This is a genomic window from Pseudomonas sp. BIGb0381 (assembly GCF_024809815.1).
Taxonomy (GTDB): domain Bacteria; phylum Pseudomonadota; class Gammaproteobacteria; order Pseudomonadales; family Pseudomonadaceae; genus Aquipseudomonas.
This window is the reverse complement of record NZ_JANUEN010000004.1, coordinates 17,551-37,060: the sequence shown is the minus strand read 5'-3', so window position 1 is coordinate 37,060 and position 19,510 is coordinate 17,551. Positions and strand designations below refer to the sequence as shown.

The window sequence follows — 19,510 nt, the reverse complement described above, 5'->3', positions numbered from 1 at the left end:
CTGTTCAGAAGGACGTCACATGCCCCTTAGCCCCTACCTCCATACCGTCGACCTGTGCGTGCTGTGCTACTGCCGCGCCGCCGGGGAACTCAAGCTGCTCTTGAACAAGCGCGAAGCCGAGCCCTTCGCCGGGCATTGGGCGCTGCCGGGCGTGGTGGTGAATGGCGGCGTGCAAGATCTGAGCCTCCAGGATGCGGTGGAACGCTTGCGCACCAGCAGCAAGGTCGGCCTGGAGCTGGCCTGGAGCGAGCAAGTGGGCACGGTGGGCGATGCGTTTCGCGATCCGCGTTGCTGGTCGTCGTCAACCTACTACCTGGCGATCATCGCGGATGAGGTGGCGCCGAGTGAGCATCAAGGCTGGTTCCCGCTGAAGGCAGTGGCCGATGGCAGTATCAAGTTGCCGTTCGACCACAACAGCATCGTCGCGGCAGTGCAGGACCGGCTGTTTTCCAAGTCGCTGTACAGCAGCTTGCCGCTGATGTTCCTGGGCAATGAGTTCAGCGCGCCGGAGGCGACCACGATCTTTTCCCTGGTGCTGGAGCGACCGGTGCTCAAGACCAGTATTCGCCAGCGCTTGTTGAAGCTGACGGAGGCGGGATATTTGCGCGAGACGGGGCGCAAGAAGCAGGGTGAAGGCGGTAGGCCCCAGGCGACGGTGGAGAATCTGAAGCCTGGGGCGGTTTACTTCTTTGATCGCAGTTTTGCCGACTAAGCCGCCTTTTCAAGAACGATGACGTTCAAATGTGGGAGGAGGCTTGCTCCCGATAGCAGTGTGACAGTCAGCAAATAAAGTGACTGATCCACCGCTATCGGGAGCAAGCCCCCTCCCCAGTTTTGATTGGGGAATTGCTTTAGCTCATCCAGTTGCCGCCGTCGACGTTATAGGTCTGGGCCACCACATAATCCGCCTCCTTCGACGCCAGGAAGATCGCCATTCCGGTGAGGTCTTCAGCCGTACCCATCCGCCCGAACGGCACCTCTGCTCCCACGCGCCGCTTCTTCTCGCCAGGCGCCAGGCCTTCATGCCTGGCAAACAGCGCATCCACCCCATCCCAATGCTCACCATCGACCACACCGGGGGCGATGGCGTTGACGTTGATCCCTTGCTTGATCAGGTTCAGCCCCGCCGATTGCGTGAGGCTGATCACCGCCGCCTTGGTCGCGCAATACACCGCCACCAACGCCTCACCGCGTCGCCCGGCCTGGCTGGCCATGTTGATGATCTTGCCGCCGTGCCCCTGGCTGATCATCTGCCGGGCAGCGGCTTGCAGGGTGAACAGCGTGCCGGAGACGTTGATCGAGAACAGTCGATCAAAGCTGTCGCGGCTGATGTCGACGATGGGGGCCAGGTCGAACAGCGCCGCGTTGTTGATCAGGATGTCGAGCTTGCCGGCCTGGGCAACCACGGCGGTAATCGCGCTGTCGATGGAAGCCTGGTCGGTGACGTCCATCGCTACCGCGTAGGCTTGTGGGCCAAGCTCGGCGGCGGTGGCCTGGGCCCGCTGCAGGTTGATATCGGCGATGGCGACGGTCGCGCCTTCATGGATATAGGCCTGGGCAAACGCGCGGCCAATCCCGCGTGCCGATCCGGTGATCAGCGCGCTCTTACCTTCGAGTCGTTTCATAAGGCATCTGTCCTTTGAACATTATTTGGGATAGCCGGCGCGTTTCATTTCGCGCTCGGTGGTGGACTGCGCCTGGAGCAACGCCTGCTCAACCGACATGCCCCCCGTCAGCGCCGCCGAGAACAGCTTGCCGACGGACGTGCCGATGGCCTGGAACTCCGGGATGGTCACGTACTGGATACCCACGTACGGCACGGGTTTGGCCGACGGGTGTGCGGGGTCGGCGTGCTGCATCATCTCCAGGGTCACCTGGGCAAACGGTGCGGCCTTGAGGTACGCCGCGTTGTAGGTGGACTGGCGGGTACCGGGCGGTACGTTGGTGATGCCTTCTTTATCGGCGACCAACTGGATGTAGTCCTTGGACGTGGCCCAGGCGATAAAGGCCTTGGCGGCGTCCTTGTGCTGGGAAGTGGCCGGGATCGCCAGCGACCAGGCGTACAGCCAGGAGGAGCCTTTGTCGGTGACTTCGGTGGGGGCCGCGGCGAAGCCTACGCTGTCGGCGACTTTGCTTTGACTCTTGTCGGTGGTGAAGGAGCCGGCGACGCTGGCATCGACCCAGATCGCGCACTTGCCGCTGTTGAACAGCGCCAGGGTTTCGTTGAAACCGTTGCTGGACACGCCGGGCGGCCCATATTGCTTGAGGGTGTTGACGTAGAAGTTGGCGGCGGCGGTCCACTCGGGGCTGGTCAACTCAGGCTTCCACTGCTCATCGAACCAGCGCGCACCAAAAGCGTTGGCCATGGTGCTCAGCAGCGCGATGTTCTCGCCCCAACCGGCCTTGCCGCGCAGGCACATGCCGTACTGGCCTTTGTCCTTGGCGGTGAGCTGGGCGGCGAATTCACCGAGCTGCGTCCAGGTCGGGTGCGCCGGCATGCTCAGGCCGGCTTGCTTGAACAGGTCGGTGCGGTAGTAGGTGACGGTGCTTTCCCCGTAGAACGGCAAGGCATACAAGGTGCCGTTGACCGACAGGCCCTGGCGCACCGAGGGGAAGATATCGTCGGCGTCGTAATCGGCTGGCAGTTGGGTCAGCGGTTCCAGCCAGTGCTTGGCGCCCCACAGCGGGGTTTCGTAGGTGCCGATGGTGAGCACATCGAACTGGCCGCCCTGGGTGGCGATATCGGTGGTGAGGCGCTGGCGCAGCACGTTTTCTTCGAGCACCACCCAGTTGAGCTGGATGTCCGGGTGCTGCTGCTCGAACACCTTGGACAGACGCTGCATGCGGATCATGTCGCTGTTATTGACGGTAGCGATGGTCACAGTGTCGGCAGCATGGCTGGGCATGGCCAAGGCCAGGCCGGAAAGCAGGAACAACGCTTGCGGGAGCTTGAACATAGCGGTTTCCACCTGTTGTTTTTGTTGTTGAGGGCCGATTACAGCAGCTTGGGCCAGGCCCTCACAAACGCCTGACGCATGCCTGGCTGATACTTTTTTAACCGCTGCATAGGGCGCAAAAAAGTATCAGTGCCAGGCGAAACCGGGGGTAGCGAAGGTAGCGCCAACCCGCGTATTTTGAGGCGACTGCACCCATAGAAGAGGCATCACCATGCCCGTCAGTCGCGCCACGCTGTTCGAACACCGCCCCGCCGAGCTTGAGGTGATCCTGCCCGAGCCGCAGCACTGCTTTCGCTGGTTCGAACACGACTACCCTTACGATCTGGCGCGCTGGAACCACCACCCTGAATTCGAAATCCACCTGATTCGCCAGGGCAGCGGCAAGTTGGTGGCGGGCGACTATATCGGTGCGTTCAGTGCCGGGCATGTGGCCCTGATCGGCCCCGACCTGCCCCATGACTGGATCGGCGAACTGGCCCCCGGCGAACATTTGAGCGGTCGCGACGTGGTGCTGCAATTCGACGGCGCCGCCCTGCTTGCCCTGCGCCAGACCCTGCCCGAACTCGGCGACTTGCAGCCGTTGTTCGAACAGGCCCGGCGCGGCCTGGAATTCAGTGGCGACACCGCCGTGCAGGCCGCACGGTTGATGGAAGCCATCGGCAGCGCCCACGGCCTGCAACGGCTGACCCTGTTCCTGCAACTGCTCGACTGCCTGAAAAACGCCCCGGCGCAGCAGGTAAAGGCCCTGGCCAGCTCCTGTTACGCTCCGACCCTGGACGCCCGCAGCGCCGAGCGCATCAACAAGGCCTTCGACTACCTGATGCGCGAACTCACCGGCGACGTGCGCCTGTCAGTGATCGCCCAACAGTTGGACATGAGCGAACCGGGCTTCTCACGCTTCTTCAAGCGCAACACGGGCCATGGATTTATCGACCTGATGCGCAAATTCCGCGTGCAACGCGCCTGCCGGTTGTTGCTGCAAAGCGAGATGTCGGTGGCGGATATTTGTTTTGAAGTGGGCTACGCCAACCTGTCCAACTTCAACCGGCACTTTCGAATCGAGATGCACCAGACGCCCAGTGAATACCGCCGTGAAACGGCGATGCACCTGTTCAACCCCATCGAGAAAATGACACCCAGTCATTTCTGATCAAAAGGTCGAGTAATTCTGCTTTTTTCCATGGCATTCAAGCCATTAAGTAAAGTTGGTACAGCCTGTGCAACCGTTTGCGGTACGAACTTGACCGCCAAGTTCCCCACGACCCGATGAATCGGGTTCAAACCGCGTACGAATAGGGACTTTCAATGCACCCAACCTCAAGGCCCCGTGCCTGCTTTGGTGTTTCCTTGCTACTGGCCGCCGTAACGGGAGTACTCAGCGCGCCCATTTTGGCGCAGGAAAAACCCGTCGATGACTCAGCACAGGGCGAAACCCTGAGCCCTGAGGCCAGCCCGGCGAAAAAAGGCGTCTATCTGTCGGAATGGTTCAACCAGGACCTGACGCTAATCGGCAGCAAAGACATCAGCTTCGGCCCCAAGCCCCAGGATGATGTCTACCTGGAATACGAGTACTTCGGCCGCAAGGGGCCCTTCGAGTTGTACGGCTACATCGACGTGCCGAAGATCCTCGGCATCGGCAACAGTAACGACAAAGGCGCGTGGGACCATGGCTCGCCGGTCTTCATGGAGCACGAGCCGCGTATCTCCATCGACTACCTGGCCGGACGCAGCCTGGCCAGCGGCCCGTTCAAGGAATGGTATGTGGCGTTCGACTGGATCTACGACCACGGCAGCAATAAGGCCAACCGAGCCAACACCCTGTACAGCGGCCTCGGCACCGACATCGACACCCACTCGCGTGTCAACCTGTCGGCGAACTTCTACGGGCGTTACCAATGGGAAAACTACGGCGCCAGCAATGAGTATTCCTGGGACGGCTACCGCGCGCAGATGAAATACATCGTGCCCATCGGCAAGTTCGACAACGGCGCCTCGCTGACCTACATCGGTTTCACCAACTACGATTTCGGCTCGGACCTGCACAAGGACAACCCGGCGCGCACCGCCAACGCCCTGGTGGCGACCAACGTGCTGCTGTATTCGTTCACCCACCTGCGCTTTACCCTGGTCGGTCGTTATTTTCATAACGGCGGCAACTGGGAAGATGGCAGTGAGTTGAACTTCGGCGAGGGTAACTTTCGCGCCCGCTCCGACGGCTGGGGTTATTACGCCGGCGTGGGCTACCAATTCTGATCAAGGAGTATTAGATGAATACGTTTACCCGTCTTTCGCTGGCCGTCGGCCTGGCGCTGCTGCCCCACGTGGTGCTGGCTGATTCTGCTGCCCCCATCAAGCCCAAGGTGATGCTGATCACCATGTTCGCCCCCGAGGCGCAAACCTGGATCGACCGCCTGGAACTCAAGCAGGAAGTGCGCGTGCCGGGCCTGTCCGCCGAATACCCGGTGATCCGCTGCAACACCCGGGACGTGTGCTTGCTGGTGACCGGCATGGGCCAGACCAACGCTGCCGCATCCACCCTGGCCCTGGCCTTGTCGCCCAAGTTCGACCTGCGCCAGAGCTATTTCCTGATCGCCGGGATTGCCGGCATCAGCCCGAAACACGGCACCATCGGCACAGCCGCCTGGGCCCACTACCTGGTGGAATTCGGCACCCAGTGGGAACTGGATTCGCGGGATGCACCCAAGGATTGGCCGACCGGCTACCTTGGCATCAACACCAAGGGCCCCAACGAAAAGCCGCCACTGGACTACAAGACCGAAGTGTTTGAGCTGAACCCCAAACTGCAGGCCAAAGCGTTCGCCCTGTCGCGCACAGTCGAACTTACGGAAAGCAAAGAGTCCGCCGCCTGGCGCAAACACTACCCCGCCGCCCCCGCCAACCAGCCGCCGCAAGTCACCCGCTGCGACACCCTGGCGGGCAATACCTGGTTCTCCGGCACGCGCCTGAGCGAACGCGCCGAGGTGTGGACCAAGTTGCTCACGGATAACAAAGGCGAGTACTGCACCACCCAACAGGAGGACAACTCCACGTACGAGGCCTTGCTGCGCGCCAGCCGCGAGGGGTTGGTGGACATCCAGCGCCTGGCCGTCGTACGTGCCGGATCGGACTTCGACCGCCCGTACCCTGGCTACAGCGAAGTGGACAACCTGCTCAAATACGCCGACCAGGGTGGGTTCGTACCCGCGTTGGAAAACCTCTACCGCACGGGTAACCCGCTGGTACAGGCGATCCTCAAGAACTGGTCGGCATGGGAGAAAGGCGTCCCAGAAGCCTAGTGCACATCAGAATGTGTCAAGGCAGCAAAATGATCTTGTCCGCACTGCCTTGATTCACGTCCTCATAGCACTGCACGCCATCGGCCAGCGCCACTTCGCGCAGGCCGGTCGGCAGCGGCAGCAGGCCCTCATCGAAGAAACGCCCGAACTGCTCCAGCATCACCGCGCACTGTTCACAGTTGTAGAGCAATGAATTGATCCCCACCACCGAGCCGCCCTTGCGATACAGGGCCAGGGCCGGCAGTTGCACGTGGCCGTCCACCGGCGCGGCAATGATCGCAATGCGACCGAACGGCGCCAGGCCTGCCACCGCCGCCGGCAGCCAGAAACCGGTGGTGTCGAAGATCACATCGGCGCCGCCCTTGAATACCGCATTGACCTGCGCGCCCAGCGCTTCGGGCTTGCCCAACGCAATCGCGTCGAACCCTTGCGCCTGCAACACCTCGACCTGGTCAGCCTTGCGCACCGCTGCCAACACCTGCGCACCAAGTACCCTCCCCAAGGCCAATGCCGCACTGCCCACCGCCCCATTAGCGCCGATCACCAGCAACCGCGTGCCTTTGCCCACGCCACTGCGCGCCAGCGCATCCCAGGCGGTGGTGTACGGCACCCCCAGGCTGGCGGCCTGGGCAAAACTCAGGTGGGCGGGTTTATGCGCCACGCCTTTGGCCGAGACGGTGAGGTACTGGGCGTGGGAACCGTCGGCGAAAAAGCCCAGGTCGCGACCGGTGCCCCAGACCTCCTGCCCCACCAGCGCCTGCGGACCTTGCACAACCACGCCGGCAAAGTCGCGGCCCGGTATGCGTGGCACGCTGGTGTAGGGGAAACGCCCGAGTACGTTCTTCACATCGCTGGGATTGAGGCCGGCGGCCTTGATCTGTACCAGCACTTCATCGGCGGCCGGCACCGGCGTGGCGACGTCGACGAAGCTCAGGGCGGTGAGGTCGCCAGTGGCGGAAAATTGCAGTGCTTTCATTGCCAGTATCCATCGAAGGGAGAAAAGGAATCAGGACAACCAACCGCTGACCAACTGCCGGCCCATGGGCCAGAGTTTTTCGCCGAGCAGCATGCCCATCAGGCCCACCAGCGCAATGGCGGGTGGTGCGGGCGAGCGGAAGTCCAGTGCGCCGTAGATCACGCCGACAAAGAGGCCAATGACAAGGGAGATCAGGTAACTCATGGGGGCAGCGCCTGGTGATTTGATGGGCTTAGTGTAGGAAGCCCATCCCGGCAGCATCGGCCAAACGCTTCAGGATTTCGGCCAACTCACATACTGAGAAGGCGCCATCCCCAGTTCACGCCGGAACATGTCGCTGAAACTGCTCGGCGAATAGCCCAGGGACCGCGCAATAGCGCTGACCGACTGGCCCTGGATCAACTCGGCCACCGCCGTGGCCAATTGCACCTGGCGACGCCATTCGGCAAAGCCCATGCCCAGGTGGTGCTGGAACAACCGCGCCAAGGTGCGCACACTGGCACCTGCCGCCTCAGCATGCTGCTCGAAAGGTATCTCCAGGGACGGCGCCGCCATGACCGCCTGGCACGCGCTGATCAGCCGGCGATCGGCCTCCACCGGCATGGCGATACGGATCTGCGAGCGGCGTGCCCGGCGCAACTCCAGCAGGGCCAGGCCGACCACCGCGTCGTAATACCCCGCATCACCGCTGTCGCCCTGTTCCACCAGCGTGACGATCAACTCACGCAGCAGCCCACCGACTTCAATCACCTGCACCTGGCTGTCCAATGTCGCCGCCAAGGCCGGGCGCAAGTAGATATTGCGCATCTGCAAATCCGACACCACCCGGATGCCGTGCTCAACCCCCGGCGGCAGCCAGACCGCACGCTGGGGCGGCACCACCAGGGCTTCACGAGGCGTCTCGACCCACATCACGCCGCTCATGGCATAGAGCAATTGGCCCCAGTCGTGCCGATGGGGCTCCACATACAAGCCACGCGGGTACGTGCGTGCCAGGGGTTGCACGGGGACAGCGTGATCACTGAGGTCGGGGGGCGCGGCCAGGGCCATGAGGTGCACGTCTATCGATGGGTAAGCCGTCATGGTAATGACCACCGCTCGACAATCCGAGTGAATTTTTGCCGCCTGGGGCGATCACTTGTTTACACCACCAGGGTTGATGGGCCAATGAATAACGCAAAACTGTTTGTGATCGACTACACCCTCCATGGCGAAGCCAAGTCATTCATTATCCGTCTGGAAAAGCTGGATACCTTGGAGGCCTGGCATTGGGCAAGCTGTGACGCTGGCGTGGGCCGTATCGGCCGTTTCGCCCGCGAGCAGGTGAAGAAGACCAGCCAGGAACAGGCCGAGAAATTCGGCATAAAAAACGTGCAATGGCGCCGCTCGGATGTGCGCGCCCAGGCTTGATCAAGGAGAAATGAGCATGGATTCAATCAACGGCAAAGCGCGCATCGATTACACCCGGGACACGTTGTTTGGGCCATTGGCCAAGCATGTCGAGTGCCAGGTGAGCGTGCAGCATAAGCCCGGCTGGCTGGTGCTGAAGGTGTTCCAGCCGTTGCCGGACGATTTGCATGATGCGCAAACCCTGGTGCTGGCACTCGAAGGTCGACGAACCAGCGGCGTGGTAAAAGACAGCCGGCATTTGTCCGACCACAGCCTGCGCCTGGAGCTGGAACCCCGATAATCGATACGCAGGGAGCCCACTATTTCAGGCTCCCTGCGAACGTATTCAGCCTTTGGCCGACTTGGCACACTCGCACCCCGTTGCAGCCGAACAAGGCTCGCCATGGGCATGGTGCTCGGCACAGCCCTGGCAGCAATAGCCCTTACCGTCCTTCATTACCGCATCGACGCCCAGCACACACTTGCAATGTGGGCAGGCACAGGTTTGATCAGGCATGGCCAGACTCCTTCTTCATGGTCGTCTGGTGCGGCGGTTGCCAGCACCTTAAGCAGTGACTGCCCGCCGTCGGCGATGGTTCAAACCATCAGTCGGTACGCGTATTGCTGCGGTACATGAACACCAAGGCCAGCGCCAGACACACCATCGCCAGGATGCGGCTGCTCGACAGTTCGACAGCCGGGTTGCCCAGCCACCCGAAGTTATCGATCAGCATGCCCATGCCCAATTGCCCGGTGATCACAGCCACGGTTGCCACCGCAGTACCGACCACCGGCACCGCCCCGACCATCACCATCATGTACACCACGCCAAACAATGCGCCGGTCAGTTGCCATTTGGGGACGTCCAGCAGGCTGAAGGCCTGGGCCGGTTCGAAGAAGAAAATCAGCAGTGCGGTGGTGAGCGCGCCCACCGCAAACGTCAGCAGACTGCTGCGCAACACGCCTACCGACTGGCCGAGGCGCCCATTGATCGCCGCCTGCACACTCAGCACCGCACCTGCAGCAATCACCAGCACCAATAACAGAATCAGATTCATCGCCTTACCCTCGTGCTATCAGAACAAGTGCCGCCACAATCAACGCCAGGGCTATCCAGCGCTCGCCATTGACCCGTTTGCGTGCGGTGCCGAACCAACCGAAATGATCGATCAGCACGCTCTTGCCCACCTGACCGGACAAAATCGCGATCATGGTCATGGCAATACCGATGTGCGGCGTGGCCAGGGTCAGCACCACCACATACATCGGCCCCAGGAACCCACCGATCAATTGCCAGCGCGGCAGCTCGGACAGCGCCGGCCCCTTCTGCGGGCCGCTGAACAGCAGCAGCAAAAACAGAATCGCCGAGCCCACGCCGAAGATGCTCAAGGTTGCCCACAGGTGCCCCACTTGCACGCCGAGCGGCCCGAGCAATCCTGCCTCAACCGACAAGCCCATGCCGGCCAGGATCACCAGCGGCAACAGCAGCAGCCGTAGGAGGTTTTTCTTCGGCGTGGCTTGCGCCACAGCCTCGATGGAACTTGCTTGCATACATCACCTGCACGTCAACAAAGGATTGGATGACGCGCATTATCCGGTGGTCGTTCTGTGCGATAAATGGGAGTATGCGGACAACACCTTTGCGCAGAACGCACAGCACGGAGCCACGATGCAGGGTTTGAATGAATTGAGTTTCAAGGCGCTGCGCCTGTTCGTCGCCGTGCTGGATCACGGTAGTTTTTCTGAAGTAGCCCGCCGTGAAGGCTTGGCACCTTCCTCGATTTCCCGGCAGATCCAGCTGATGGAACAAGCCCTCGGCCAGCAGTTGCTCTATCGTCACACCCGCGCGGTAAGCCCCACCGAGGCCGGGCGCCTGCTGGGGCGGCACGCGCGCGTGATGCTCGAGCAACTGGAAGCCGCCGGCCAGGCCCTGCAGGAGCAGGAAAGCGAACCCAGCGGCCTGGTACGCATCAACGCACCGATGGTGTTCGGCCAGCGTCACCTGTCACCGTGGCTGGGTGAGTTATGCCGGCGCTACCCGAAACTGCAACTGGACATCCAGCAAACCGACACCTTCGTCGACCCGCTGCAAGACGGCACCGACCTGCTGTTTCGTATCGGCGTGCTCAACGATTCCAGCATGCAGGCACGCATCTTCGCACCCCAGCGCTTTCGCCTCGCGGCCAGCCCCGCCTACCTGGCCCGGCATGGCATGCCCCGACACCCTGAAGAACTGATCCACCACCAATGCCTGGCCTACAAGGGCATCACCGGCCAGCAACGCTGGTTTTTCCGCAAGGGCCAGGACGACTGGACACCCTATAGCGTTAAGGGCCCGATCACCGGCAACCATGCCGACACCCTCACCCACGCCGCCGAACAAGGCCTGGGGCTGGTGGTGTTTCCGTCCTGGCTGATCGGCGAAGGCCTGCGCGCCGGCACCTTGCAGGCGGTGCTGACGGACTACGATGTGGCGACAACCCTCGAGCCCCAGCAGATTGCGGCGTTGTGGCCGGGGAGCCGGCGCCTGTCGCTGAAAGTGCGCACGGTGATTGATTACTTTGTGGAGTGTTTTGGGACGGTGCCGTATTGGGATCGATGAGCGGTTGAGGAATTTTCCGCGTAGTAAAAGTAGGCTCGGTCTGATTTAACGGGCCACTATATTTTGGACTGGGTGCATTGCGGCAGACTTTAGCGATGTCTTTTTTGGAGAGATGCCATGGTTTTCATGTACCCAAAGCCATCGCGCGATGAACGCGCGGCGGCAACCAGCGGTCGGCCCGTCTTGGATAGCTCGCCCAGTTTTGGCTATATTTGGCCAAAATACGCGGAGCACCTCATGATTACCGTACCCTTGGGCGAAGCAAAAAATAACCTGTCAAAACTGGTGGATGACGCCGCCGCCGGCAAAATTATCACCATTGCCAAGCATGGACGTGCAATGGCGCAACTCGTCCCCGTGGGGAAATCCAAAGGTCAGCGAATTGGCGCGATGAAAGGAAAGCTGGTTGTCCCCGAGGATTTTGAAACGCCCCTGCCAGATGACCTGCTGGATGCGTTTGCAGGCAGCCATCCATGAGGGTGCTGCTGGATACCCATGTTCTGCTCTGGGCACTGAGTGATGACCCGAAGCTATCCAGCAAAGCCCGACGACTGATCGAGAATGCCGCAGAAATTTACGTCAGCGCGGCAACCTTCTGGGAAATGGCGATCAAGGTCGGCCTTGGAAAACTCGATGCAGACCTGGACGAAATCCGGGAATATTGCCTTGAAAGCGGTTTCGTCGAACTGCCCATCACCTCAGAACACGCGATTGCCGTAAAGGATCTTGAGCATCATCACAAAGACCCTTTTGATCGGCTCATCGTAGCGACAGCCATCAGTGAACCGATGAGGCTAATGACCGCCGACGCGCAGATTGCCCAATACACATCCCTGGCCATTCTGGTGTAGTCCACACCCACTGCCCGGAACTCAGAACACCCACTGTCCAATCAACCACGCATTGGCCCCACTGATGACCGCAAACAGAAACCACGCCAACACGCGGGTATGCAGGCGATTGACGAACGGCCCCATCAGTTGCTTGTCGCCGGTCATGCGGATCAAGGGGTACAACGCGAACGGCAACTGCAGGCTGAGCACCACCTGGCTGAGGATCAGCAGCTTGCCAATGGCCTGGTCACCCATCAACCACACCCCGAGAAACGCCGGGATCAGCGCCAGCCCACGGGTGATCAGGCGGCGTTGCCAGCAGGGAATTCGCAGGTTGAGGTAGCCCTCCATGATCACTTGCCCGGCGATGGTGCCGGTAAAGGTCGAGCTTTGCCCGGACGCCAGCAAGGCGATGCCGAACAGGATGCTGGCAAAGGCGCCGCCCACCAGCGGGTCGAGCAAGCGGTAGGCGTCCTGGATCTCGACCACCTCAGTGTGCCCCGTCTTGTAGAAGGCGGAGGCGGCGAGTATCAGGATGGCGGCGTTGACCAGCAGTGCCAGGGCCAGGGAGCCAATGGTGTCGATCCGGGCCAGCTTGACCGCGTCCTGTTTGCTCGCGAGGTCTTTGCCGATCAGGCGGGTTTGCACGATCGAGCTGTGCAGGTAGAGGTTATGGGGCATCACCGTGGCGCCGAGAATACCGATAGCCAGGTACAACGGCGCGGCATCGCTGATGGCCGAAAGGGATGGAGTGAAACCACTGAACACATCCGGCCAATAAGGTTTGATCAGCACCAGCTCAATGAAGAAACACGCGCCGATGGTCGCCACCAGCGCCAGCATGATCGCTTCCAGGCGGCGAAAACCACGGTTTTGCAGGGCCAGGACCAACAGCGTATCGAAGGCGGTGATGACAATGCCGGTGGTCAGGGAAACGCCCAGCAGCAGGTGAAACGCCAGGGCGCAGCCGAGCACTTCGGCGAGGTCGGTGGCGATGATGGAGATTTCCGCCAACACCCACTGGGTGCGTGCGGAGCGTTTGCTGTAGCGCTCACGGCACAGTTGCGCGAGGTCCTTGCCGGTGGCGATGCCAAGGCGTGAGCACAGGCACTGCACCGCCATCCCCGCCAGACTGGCGAGCAACACCACGAACAACAGGCTGTAGCCGTAGCGCGACCCGGCTTCGATGGCCGTGGCCCAGTTGCCCGGGTCCATGTAGCCGATGGAGATCAGCAGGCCGGGGCCGGCGAACATAAGAATGCGTTTGAAGAACGACGCCGTGGGGTCAACGGCGACGGAGCCCGCCACTTCCGGCGGGCAGAATGGAGCGGTAGCGATTTTCGGCAGGCTGAATTTCACGCGGTATCCCAGGCAAACACACTCGACAGGGGCTCAGCTTATCAGTCAGACGCAACGGTGCGCATCACCGTCTCCCGAGGCAGGTCAAACGCCTCCACCACCTGCACCACCAGGTCCATCTCCTGGTTCAAGGCTTCACGCTCCATGCGCTGGCGAATCACCCCGACCACCAACACCGCCAGGGTGGTAATCGAATAGGCCGGGCCGGAAAACGCGCGCACGCCGCTCACCAGCAACATCGCCGCCGCCAGCGCCTGGCCCACCACAGGGATCGCCGTGGCCGCACCACGACGCAGGATAAACCCGGTCAACCCGGCCAGCGCCGTGCCACTCAATGCCGTAGTGGCCGAGCGGCCGACATCGAAACGGCTGAACAGCCCCTGCTCTTTCTGTGCAGCCGCCTTGAGCTCTGCGTCGAATACCTGGCGGTCGGCGTTGCTGAGTTTGTCCTTGTACTGCTCAATCAGTTTTTCCGCGACCAGGGCTTCAAGGTCAGCCAGCGCAACGGTTGCGACGGGCTCGGAAAACTTGATCCCCAGCCGCTGCGCCACATCTTCGGCAATCTGGCGATAATTCACGCCGTGGCCACGGGCCAGGTTCATAAAACTATCGCCGCCCATGCGCTGCAACTCGATGGCCAGCTTGAGCGGCTCGCGCACCGTGGCGTCGATCGATGCACTGCGCTTTTGCGCCATCAATTCGGCGAGAAACTTCAGCTCTTCCGGCCGCGCCTGCACCAGGGCCGGAAACAAGTCGACGTCCTCTTCGGCAAAGCGTACCTCGCTGCTGCGCTGGTCGGAGCGGATCAGGCCGCGCCGCTCCTGCAACAGGTCGGTGTACTGCACCACGGTCTGCAACTGCGGCCAGTAGGCGGCGTGATCGAAGGTAGCCAGATGCACATTGGTGACCTTGGCCTTGAGCGCCGGCGTCACCGGGATCGCGTACCGGCCGATGCACCGCTCGGTGTCCGGCTTCATCGCCAGGGCCCAGTCCTTGCTGGAATGGCAATTGATCACCCGCCCCTTGAGCGGCGCGCACACCTCTTCCCAAGGGCTCGACGTACAGATCGCGCCGCCCATCAACAGCAGGTTGTCCAATGGCAGCTCGCGCGCGGTGTCCGGGCTGGCCAGCAGGCTCTTGACCAGAATCCGCGCCCCCAGGGAATGACCGATCAGGTTGATACGCCGCACCTCCAGCGACTCGCCATGCAGGTAGCTGGCCAGCTCCGGCAGCAAGCTCCTGGCCACTTCGTCCACCCGCGCCTCGACGCTTTTATAGTGGTCGAGAAAATACGCAATCGCCTTGCCCACGCCTACGGTCGCAGCACCGATGCTGCCACCACCCAGCATCGCGGTAATCACATCCTTGAAGGGCGCAAACAAGTTTTCCAGGAAATGCCCCGCCGGCCAGAACAGCATCAGGTTGGTCGAACCCTCGATACGCGCCAGCTGTTGCTTGAAATTGCCCAGCTGTTGCCGGTTAAAGAACGCCGAATAACCGTGAACATAGAGATTGAGCACATCCCCCTGAGGCTCGCCGCACAATACGAACGTGGGCTTGCGGGTACGGTGCATTTCATCCCACTGGTGCTGCATGGGCCGGTGACTCCTGGTGACGAGGGACGGCGATAATACCAAAGGGAGGCTTGTAGGACGGTGAATCCTGACCGGCGTGGCGGTCGCGAAGGATCAGAACTGCGCCGCAGCCTTTGATTTGGCCAGGTAGCGCGCCGGCGAATCCCCCAGGTTGCGCCGGAACACGGAGGTGAATGCACTGGAACTGCTGAACCCCAATTCGAGCGCTACCTCGGTGATGGACGCGCCGTGGCTTAGCCGTGCGGTGGCTTCCAATAGGCACACCTGCTGGCGCCAGGACACGAACGTCATCCCCGTGCCCTCGTAGAAATGGCGGGTAAAGGTGCGCCGGCTCATGTTCGACCAATCAGCCATCTCATCAAGGGTGATTTTCTGCGTGGGCGCATCCAGGAAGCGCTGACAGGCTCGCGCCAGCCGCGACTCGCACGGCAATGGCGCGCTGAGTGGCAGCTCGGGCATGGCTCCGATTTCATCAATCAACAGCGTCAGCACGCAGTGATGCCTCACGCTGGGTAATGTCGAGGAGTCGATAGCCAACGCCGCCTCGAGCAAATGCCTGAGCAGGGGCGACACTTCAAACACTTGGCAGCGCTCCTGCAACCCCGCCCGCTCAGCCGCCTCGGCGTTCAAGTAGGTATTGAGCATCACCACATCCCCGCGCATATGCATAGCGTGGGGCACACCACTCGGCACCCAGATCGCCCGCTGCGGCGGTACCACCCAGTTGCCGAGATCGGTGAACATTTTCAGCGCGCCGGTGGAGGCATAGGCGAACTGCCCACGTGAATGCGTGTGCCGCTCAAAGACGGTGCCGCAAGGGTATTCGCGCAGTGTTACCACGGCTTCAGGGCTGGCGGAGTCAAAGGTCGGAATCATGGCCCGATTCTGTCAAAAGATGACCTTACATAGCAAGCGGGCCAGCCAACCACCCCCTAACATCCACGCCCTTGGATAACTGTAATGACCAAGGGAACATTCCATGCTGAAAAAACATCTGGCGCTCGCCGTGCTCGTCACCTTGGTATGGGGGGTGAATTTCCCCATTACCAAACTGGGCCTGCGCTCGGTCGACCCCTTCGTCCTCACGGGCATCCGCTTTGCCCTCGCCGCCCTGCCACTGGTGTTCTTCATCAAGCGCCCCGCCGTCAAATTCAGCTACGTGGCCGCCTACGGCGTCATCTTCGGGTTGGGCATGTGGGGCGTGATCAACTATGGCATCGAGAGGGGTGTGAGCCCCGGCATCGCGTCATTGATCATTCAACTCAGCGTATTTTTCACCCTGGGCTGGGGTTGCGTGTTGTTCAGGGAAAAACTCCGCGGGACGCAAATGGCAGGTGCATTTCTGGCCCTGATCGGCCTGGCAGCTATCATCTCCACCCGGGAAGGCAGCCACGCAGTGCTGGGCGTGATGCTGATCGTATTCAGCGCGCTGGCCTGGAGCGTGGGCAACGTCATCATCAAGAAGTCGGGGGTCACTGAGGTCTTCTCGTTCATGGTGTGGGCCAGCCTGTTTCCGCCGATCCCGTTATTTCTTATGGCCTGGCTGATGCATGGCAGCGCGCCGTTCGAAGGCTTGCAGTCGAGCCTCGACATCATGGCGATCCTGTCCATTCTGTTTCAGGTGTACCTGGCGACGCACTTTGCCTACTGGGGCTGGAACTCGCTGCTCAAGCTGTACCCGGTGTCCACGGTGGCGCCACTGTCGTTGTTGATTCCGGTGTTCGGGATCAGCAGTTCGATGCTGCTGATTGGCGAGCGTGTTTCCACGCCGGACCTGATCTCGATTGCGATCATCATCGTCGGCCTGGCCGTGGGTTTGTACCGCAAGCCGGCGTGAACCGCCCGCCGCCAAACACGCACTGGCGTGTTGTCCCTTCAAACGCAGCAAAAACACAATTTTCGAAAGGTAAAAAACGCTCTAATACCCTCCTGTCGATTGGTTTTAAAGATCCTGGAGTTCGCAATGCCCCATGAAGGCAACCTGCTACAAGCAGCCGTGGTGTTCCTGCTCGCCGCCGTGCTGACCGTGCCCCTGGCCAAACGCCTGCAATTAGGTGCGGTGCTCGGCTATCTGTTTGCCGGTGTGATCATCGGCCCATCGGTATTGGGCCTGATCGGGAACCCGCAAAGCGTCGCGCAGTTCTCCGAATTGGGCGTGGTGTTGCTGCTGTTTATCATCGGCCTGGAACTGTCGCCCAAGCGTTTATGGGTGATGCGCAAGGCTGTATTTGGCGTCGGCCTGGCCCAGGTGCTGCTCACCGGCCTGGTCATGGGGGTGGTGGCGTTGTGGCTGTTTGGCCAGTCGTGGAACAGCGCAATCGTGCTCGGCCTTGGCCTGGCGCTGTCGTCCACCGCGTTCGGCCTGCAAAGCCTGGCCGAGCGCAAGGAGCTGAACCAGCCCCACGGACGCCTGGCGTTTGCGATCCTGCTGTTCCAGGACATCGCCGCGATCCCGTTGATTGCCATGGTGCCGCTGCTGGCCGGCAGCGATCATCCGACCACCGAAGCCCAAGGCCTGCAACACGTCCTGCAGATCCTCGGCAGTATTGCCGTGGTGATCATCGGCGGGCGCTACCTGCTGCGGCCGGTGTTTCGCATCGTCGCCAAGACCGGCCTGCGCGAAGTGTCCACCGCCACCGCCTTGCTGGTGGTCATCGGCACCGCCTGGTTGATGGAACTGGTGGGCGTGTCCATGGCCCTCGGTGCCTTCCTCGCCGGCCTGCTGCTGGCGGACTCGGAGTACCGCCACGAACTGGAATCCCAGATCGAGCCGTTCAAGGGCCTGCTGCTGGGGCTGTTCTTTATCAGCGTGGGCATGGGCGCCAACCTCAGCCTGCTGCTCAGCTCGCCGCTGGTGGTGATCGGCCTGACCCTGCTGTTGATCGGTTTGAAGCTGCCGCTGCTGTACGCCGTGGGGCGTATGGTGGGTGATCTCAACCGCGAAAGCGCCCTGCGCCTGGGTGTGGTGCTGGCCGCGGGCGGTGAGTTCGCCTTTGTGGTGTTCAAGATCGGCCGCGACCAGGGCCTGTTCGAACCGCACCTCTACGACGTGCTGGTGCTGACCATCACCCTGTCCATGGCCGTCACGCCGCTGTTGCTGCTGGTGTGCCCGAAGCTGTTCAAGCCCAAGGTCAAGCCGGTGGAAGTACCGGAGGAATACCGCACCATCGAAAGCGATGCGCCGCGGGTGGTGATCGCCGGCATGGGCCGTATGGGCCAGATCGTCGCGCGGATCCTGCGTGCACAGAACATCTCCTTCATCGCCCTCGACACCTCGGTGGAAACCATCGAGCTGACCCGCAGTTTCGGCGGCATGCCGGTGTTCTACGGTGACCCACAACGCCCCGAGATTCTCCACGCGGCCAAGGTCGACCAGGCGGAGTTCTTCGTGATCGCCATGGACGACCCGGAGATCAACATCAAGACCGCCGAACTGGTGCGCAATCTCTACCCGCACATGAAGATCATCGCCCGCGCCCGTAACCGCCAGCACGTGCACCGCCTGGTGGACCTCGACGCGTCACCGGTTCGCGAGACCTTCTACTCCAGCCTGGAAATGAGCCGCCGTACCCTGGTGGGCCTGGGGTTGAGCCAGGCCCAGGCCGATGCCCGCATCACCCGCTTCAAGAACCACGACCTGCAAGTGCTCGCCGCCCAGCATGCGGTGTACGACGATGCGGCCAAGGTGATGCAAACCGCCCAGGAAGCCCGCGCCGAACTGGCGCGACTGTTTGAGATGGATCGGCTTGAGGAAGAGTCCGACAAGGTGTGAGGCTAAGGATGAACGATATTGCGAATTTTCTGACAGAATACGCCGCAATTTCGTTCATCCTTGGAGCGCTTCATGGTCAATTTCACCAAGACCGCAGTCCTGTTGGCCCTCGCGCTTACCGCCGGCAGCGTGTTCGCCGCCGCCAAGCCGGCCACGCAAACCATCTCCACTCTGGGCGGTAAGTTCAACTTCAACCTGCCCAAGGCTTACGCCGCCGACGCCCTGCCAGCCGGCAAGGCCGAGGACGGCACCGCCGATACCCAAGGCACGATGTACGCCAACCAGACCACGAAAAGCGTGGTGATCGTCGCCGAAACCGTGCGTAACGACGGTGTAACCATCAAGGACAACGACCCGCAGTTCCTCGACGGCGCCGTGGCCGGTTTCGTCAAGGACCAGAGCGCCGCCCTGCCCGACTTCAAGAAGCTGAGCGAAAAGAAACTGACCTTCAAGGGCCTGGGCCTGCGCCAGGTGGACAGCACCGCCACCCAGGGCGGTGGCAAGACCTTGAACTCCACGTTCCTCGGCGGCTCCGGCAACCACTTGCTGGTAATCCAGGCGATCTCGCGGGCCGATGATGCGAAGGGGCATGCAGAGCTGGTGAAGCAGATTACCGGCGGCAAATAACAAAGAGTCCTGACAACACCCATCAAATGTGGAAGGGGGCTTGCCCCCGATGGCGGTGGATCAGCTAATGAATCTGTTCACTGTCACTGCGCTATCGGGAGCAA

At 61.5% G+C, this 19,510-nt stretch carries 23 protein-coding genes; 12 read left to right on the top strand and 11 right to left on the bottom strand.

The window, feature by feature from the left end; translation table 11 throughout:
• Positions 1 to 19 precede the first annotated feature (19 nt).
• On the top strand, positions 20 to 712 hold the full coding sequence (locus tag M2397_RS13640) for an NUDIX hydrolase (RefSeq protein WP_131700160.1): 693 nt from the start codon (positions 20 to 22) through the stop codon (positions 710 to 712).
• 139 nt (positions 713 to 851) lie between these two features.
• Here the strand turns inward: M2397_RS13640 and M2397_RS13635 are convergent, their stop codons facing one another.
• Together M2397_RS13635 and M2397_RS13630 are read right to left on the bottom strand one after the other, a co-directional pair.
• Positions 852 to 1,625 (bottom strand): L-iditol 2-dehydrogenase, encoded by a 774-nt coding sequence (locus tag M2397_RS13635; protein WP_131700159.1) that lies wholly within the window; start codon positions 1,623 to 1,625, stop codon positions 852 to 854.
• A gap of 21 nt (positions 1,626 to 1,646) precedes the next feature.
• Positions 1,647 to 2,906, bottom strand: coding sequence for an ABC transporter substrate-binding protein (locus M2397_RS13630; RefSeq protein ID WP_405046434.1), 1,260 nt, complete (start codon positions 2,904 to 2,906; stop codon positions 1,647 to 1,649).
• 262 nt (positions 2,907 to 3,168) lie between these two features.
• Between M2397_RS13630 and M2397_RS13625 the strand changes: the two genes are divergently transcribed.
• From M2397_RS13625 to M2397_RS13615, 3 genes are all read left to right on the top strand, one after another.
• Complete coding sequence (locus M2397_RS13625; RefSeq protein ID WP_259243571.1) at positions 3,169 to 4,107, top strand: AraC family transcriptional regulator; 939 nt, start codon at positions 3,169 to 3,171, stop codon at positions 4,105 to 4,107.
• A 155-nt stretch (positions 4,108 to 4,262) separates the two neighbouring features.
• Positions 4,263 to 5,210, top strand: coding sequence for a nucleoside-specific channel-forming protein Tsx (locus M2397_RS13620; protein ID WP_259243570.1), 948 nt, complete (start codon positions 4,263 to 4,265; stop codon positions 5,208 to 5,210).
• Between the two features lie 14 nt (positions 5,211 to 5,224).
• Positions 5,225 to 6,253: a purine nucleoside permease gene (locus tag M2397_RS13615; protein ID WP_259243569.1), complete on the top strand. Its 1,029-nt coding sequence runs from the start codon at positions 5,225 to 5,227 to the stop codon at positions 6,251 to 6,253.
• 16 nt (positions 6,254 to 6,269) lie between these two features.
• Here the strand turns inward: M2397_RS13615 and M2397_RS13610 are convergent, their stop codons facing one another.
• From M2397_RS13610 to M2397_RS13600, 3 genes are all read right to left on the bottom strand, one after another.
• Positions 6,270 to 7,229 (bottom strand): zinc-binding alcohol dehydrogenase family protein, encoded by a 960-nt coding sequence (locus tag M2397_RS13610; RefSeq protein ID WP_259243567.1) that lies wholly within the window; start codon positions 7,227 to 7,229, stop codon positions 6,270 to 6,272.
• A 30-nt stretch (positions 7,230 to 7,259) separates the two neighbouring features.
• Positions 7,260 to 7,433 (bottom strand): DUF1427 family protein, encoded by a 174-nt coding sequence (locus M2397_RS13605; protein ID WP_131700718.1) that lies wholly within the window; start codon positions 7,431 to 7,433, stop codon positions 7,260 to 7,262.
• 69 nt (positions 7,434 to 7,502) lie between these two features.
• Positions 7,503 to 8,279 (bottom strand): helix-turn-helix transcriptional regulator, encoded by a 777-nt coding sequence (locus M2397_RS13600; RefSeq protein ID WP_259243874.1) that lies wholly within the window; start codon positions 8,277 to 8,279, stop codon positions 7,503 to 7,505.
• A 117-nt stretch (positions 8,280 to 8,396) separates the two neighbouring features.
• Here M2397_RS13600 and M2397_RS13595 point away from each other — a divergent pair, with 117 nt between their 5' ends.
• Both M2397_RS13595 and M2397_RS13590 read left to right on the top strand, forming a co-directional pair.
• The gene (locus tag M2397_RS13595) at positions 8,397 to 8,639 is read left to right on the top strand and encodes a DUF6555 family protein (protein ID WP_131700717.1); all 243 of its coding nucleotides are present in this window, start codon (positions 8,397 to 8,399) and stop codon (positions 8,637 to 8,639) included.
• A 16-nt stretch (positions 8,640 to 8,655) separates the two neighbouring features.
• A complete protein-coding gene (locus M2397_RS13590) occupies positions 8,656 to 8,919 on the top strand; it encodes a hypothetical protein (RefSeq protein ID WP_131700716.1) in 264 nt (87 codons plus the stop codon).
• Between the two features lie 45 nt (positions 8,920 to 8,964).
• Here the strand turns inward: M2397_RS13590 and M2397_RS13585 are convergent, their stop codons facing one another.
• The 3 genes from M2397_RS13585 to M2397_RS13575 form a co-directional block, all read right to left on the bottom strand.
• Positions 8,965 to 9,135, bottom strand: a complete 171-nt coding sequence (locus M2397_RS13585; RefSeq protein WP_131700715.1) for a metallothionein — start codon at positions 9,133 to 9,135, stop codon at positions 8,965 to 8,967.
• An 88-nt stretch (positions 9,136 to 9,223) separates the two neighbouring features.
• Positions 9,224 to 9,676: a DMT family transporter gene (locus M2397_RS13580; protein ID WP_167655416.1), complete on the bottom strand. Its 453-nt coding sequence runs from the start codon at positions 9,674 to 9,676 to the stop codon at positions 9,224 to 9,226.
• Positions 9,677 to 9,680: 4 nt separating this feature from the next.
• Entirely contained in the window at positions 9,681 to 10,169 is a 489-nt protein-coding gene (locus M2397_RS13575) for a DMT family transporter (RefSeq protein WP_065939787.1), read from the bottom strand.
• 118 nt (positions 10,170 to 10,287) lie between these two features.
• Between M2397_RS13575 and M2397_RS13570 the strand changes: the two genes are divergently transcribed.
• The 3 genes from M2397_RS13570 to M2397_RS13560 all read left to right on the top strand — a co-directional run bounded on the left by M2397_RS13570 (position 10,288) and on the right by M2397_RS13560 (position 12,071).
• Positions 10,288 to 11,220, top strand: coding sequence for a LysR family transcriptional regulator (locus tag M2397_RS13570; RefSeq protein WP_145337222.1), 933 nt, complete (start codon positions 10,288 to 10,290; stop codon positions 11,218 to 11,220).
• A 126-nt stretch (positions 11,221 to 11,346) separates the two neighbouring features.
• Positions 11,347 to 11,697, top strand: coding sequence for a type II toxin-antitoxin system Phd/YefM family antitoxin (locus tag M2397_RS13565; protein WP_405046433.1), 351 nt, complete (start codon positions 11,347 to 11,349; stop codon positions 11,695 to 11,697).
• Positions 11,694 to 12,071 carry a type II toxin-antitoxin system VapC family toxin gene (locus M2397_RS13560; RefSeq protein WP_131700710.1) on the top strand — a complete coding sequence of 126 codons (378 nt, stop codon included), beginning with the start codon at positions 11,694 to 11,696 and terminating at the stop codon, positions 12,069 to 12,071. The genes M2397_RS13565 and M2397_RS13560 overlap by 4 nt, the downstream gene beginning before the upstream one ends.
• Before the next feature lie 21 nt (positions 12,072 to 12,092).
• On the opposite strand, the gene M2397_RS13555 is transcribed toward M2397_RS13560, so the two are convergent.
• The 3 genes from M2397_RS13555 to M2397_RS13545 form a co-directional block, all read right to left on the bottom strand.
• Positions 12,093 to 13,412, bottom strand: a complete 1,320-nt coding sequence (locus M2397_RS13555; protein WP_145337221.1) for an Nramp family divalent metal transporter — start codon at positions 13,410 to 13,412, stop codon at positions 12,093 to 12,095.
• A 41-nt stretch (positions 13,413 to 13,453) separates the two neighbouring features.
• The gene (locus M2397_RS13550) at positions 13,454 to 15,007 is read right to left on the bottom strand and encodes a DUF726 domain-containing protein (RefSeq protein ID WP_259243561.1); all 1,554 of its coding nucleotides are present in this window, start codon (positions 15,005 to 15,007) and stop codon (positions 13,454 to 13,456) included.
• 93 nt (positions 15,008 to 15,100) lie between these two features.
• Positions 15,101 to 15,883 carry a helix-turn-helix domain-containing protein gene (locus M2397_RS13545; RefSeq protein ID WP_259243560.1) on the bottom strand — a complete coding sequence of 261 codons (783 nt, stop codon included), beginning with the start codon at positions 15,881 to 15,883 and terminating at the stop codon, positions 15,101 to 15,103.
• 103 nt (positions 15,884 to 15,986) lie between these two features.
• On the opposite strand from M2397_RS13545, the gene M2397_RS13540 reads away from it, so the two are divergent.
• The 3 genes from M2397_RS13540 (at position 15,987) to M2397_RS13530 (ending at position 19,406) form a co-directional block, all read left to right on the top strand.
• The gene (locus M2397_RS13540; protein ID WP_259243559.1) at positions 15,987 to 16,844 is read left to right on the top strand and encodes an EamA family transporter; all 858 of its coding nucleotides are present in this window, start codon (positions 15,987 to 15,989) and stop codon (positions 16,842 to 16,844) included.
• A 126-nt stretch (positions 16,845 to 16,970) separates the two neighbouring features.
• Complete coding sequence (locus M2397_RS13535) at positions 16,971 to 18,779, top strand: monovalent cation:proton antiporter-2 (CPA2) family protein (RefSeq protein ID WP_131700705.1); 1,809 nt, start codon at positions 16,971 to 16,973, stop codon at positions 18,777 to 18,779.
• A 72-nt stretch (positions 18,780 to 18,851) separates the two neighbouring features.
• Positions 18,852 to 19,406 (top strand): hypothetical protein, encoded by a 555-nt coding sequence (locus M2397_RS13530; RefSeq protein WP_145337217.1) that lies wholly within the window; start codon positions 18,852 to 18,854, stop codon positions 19,404 to 19,406.
• Positions 19,407 to 19,510 lie beyond the last annotated feature (104 nt).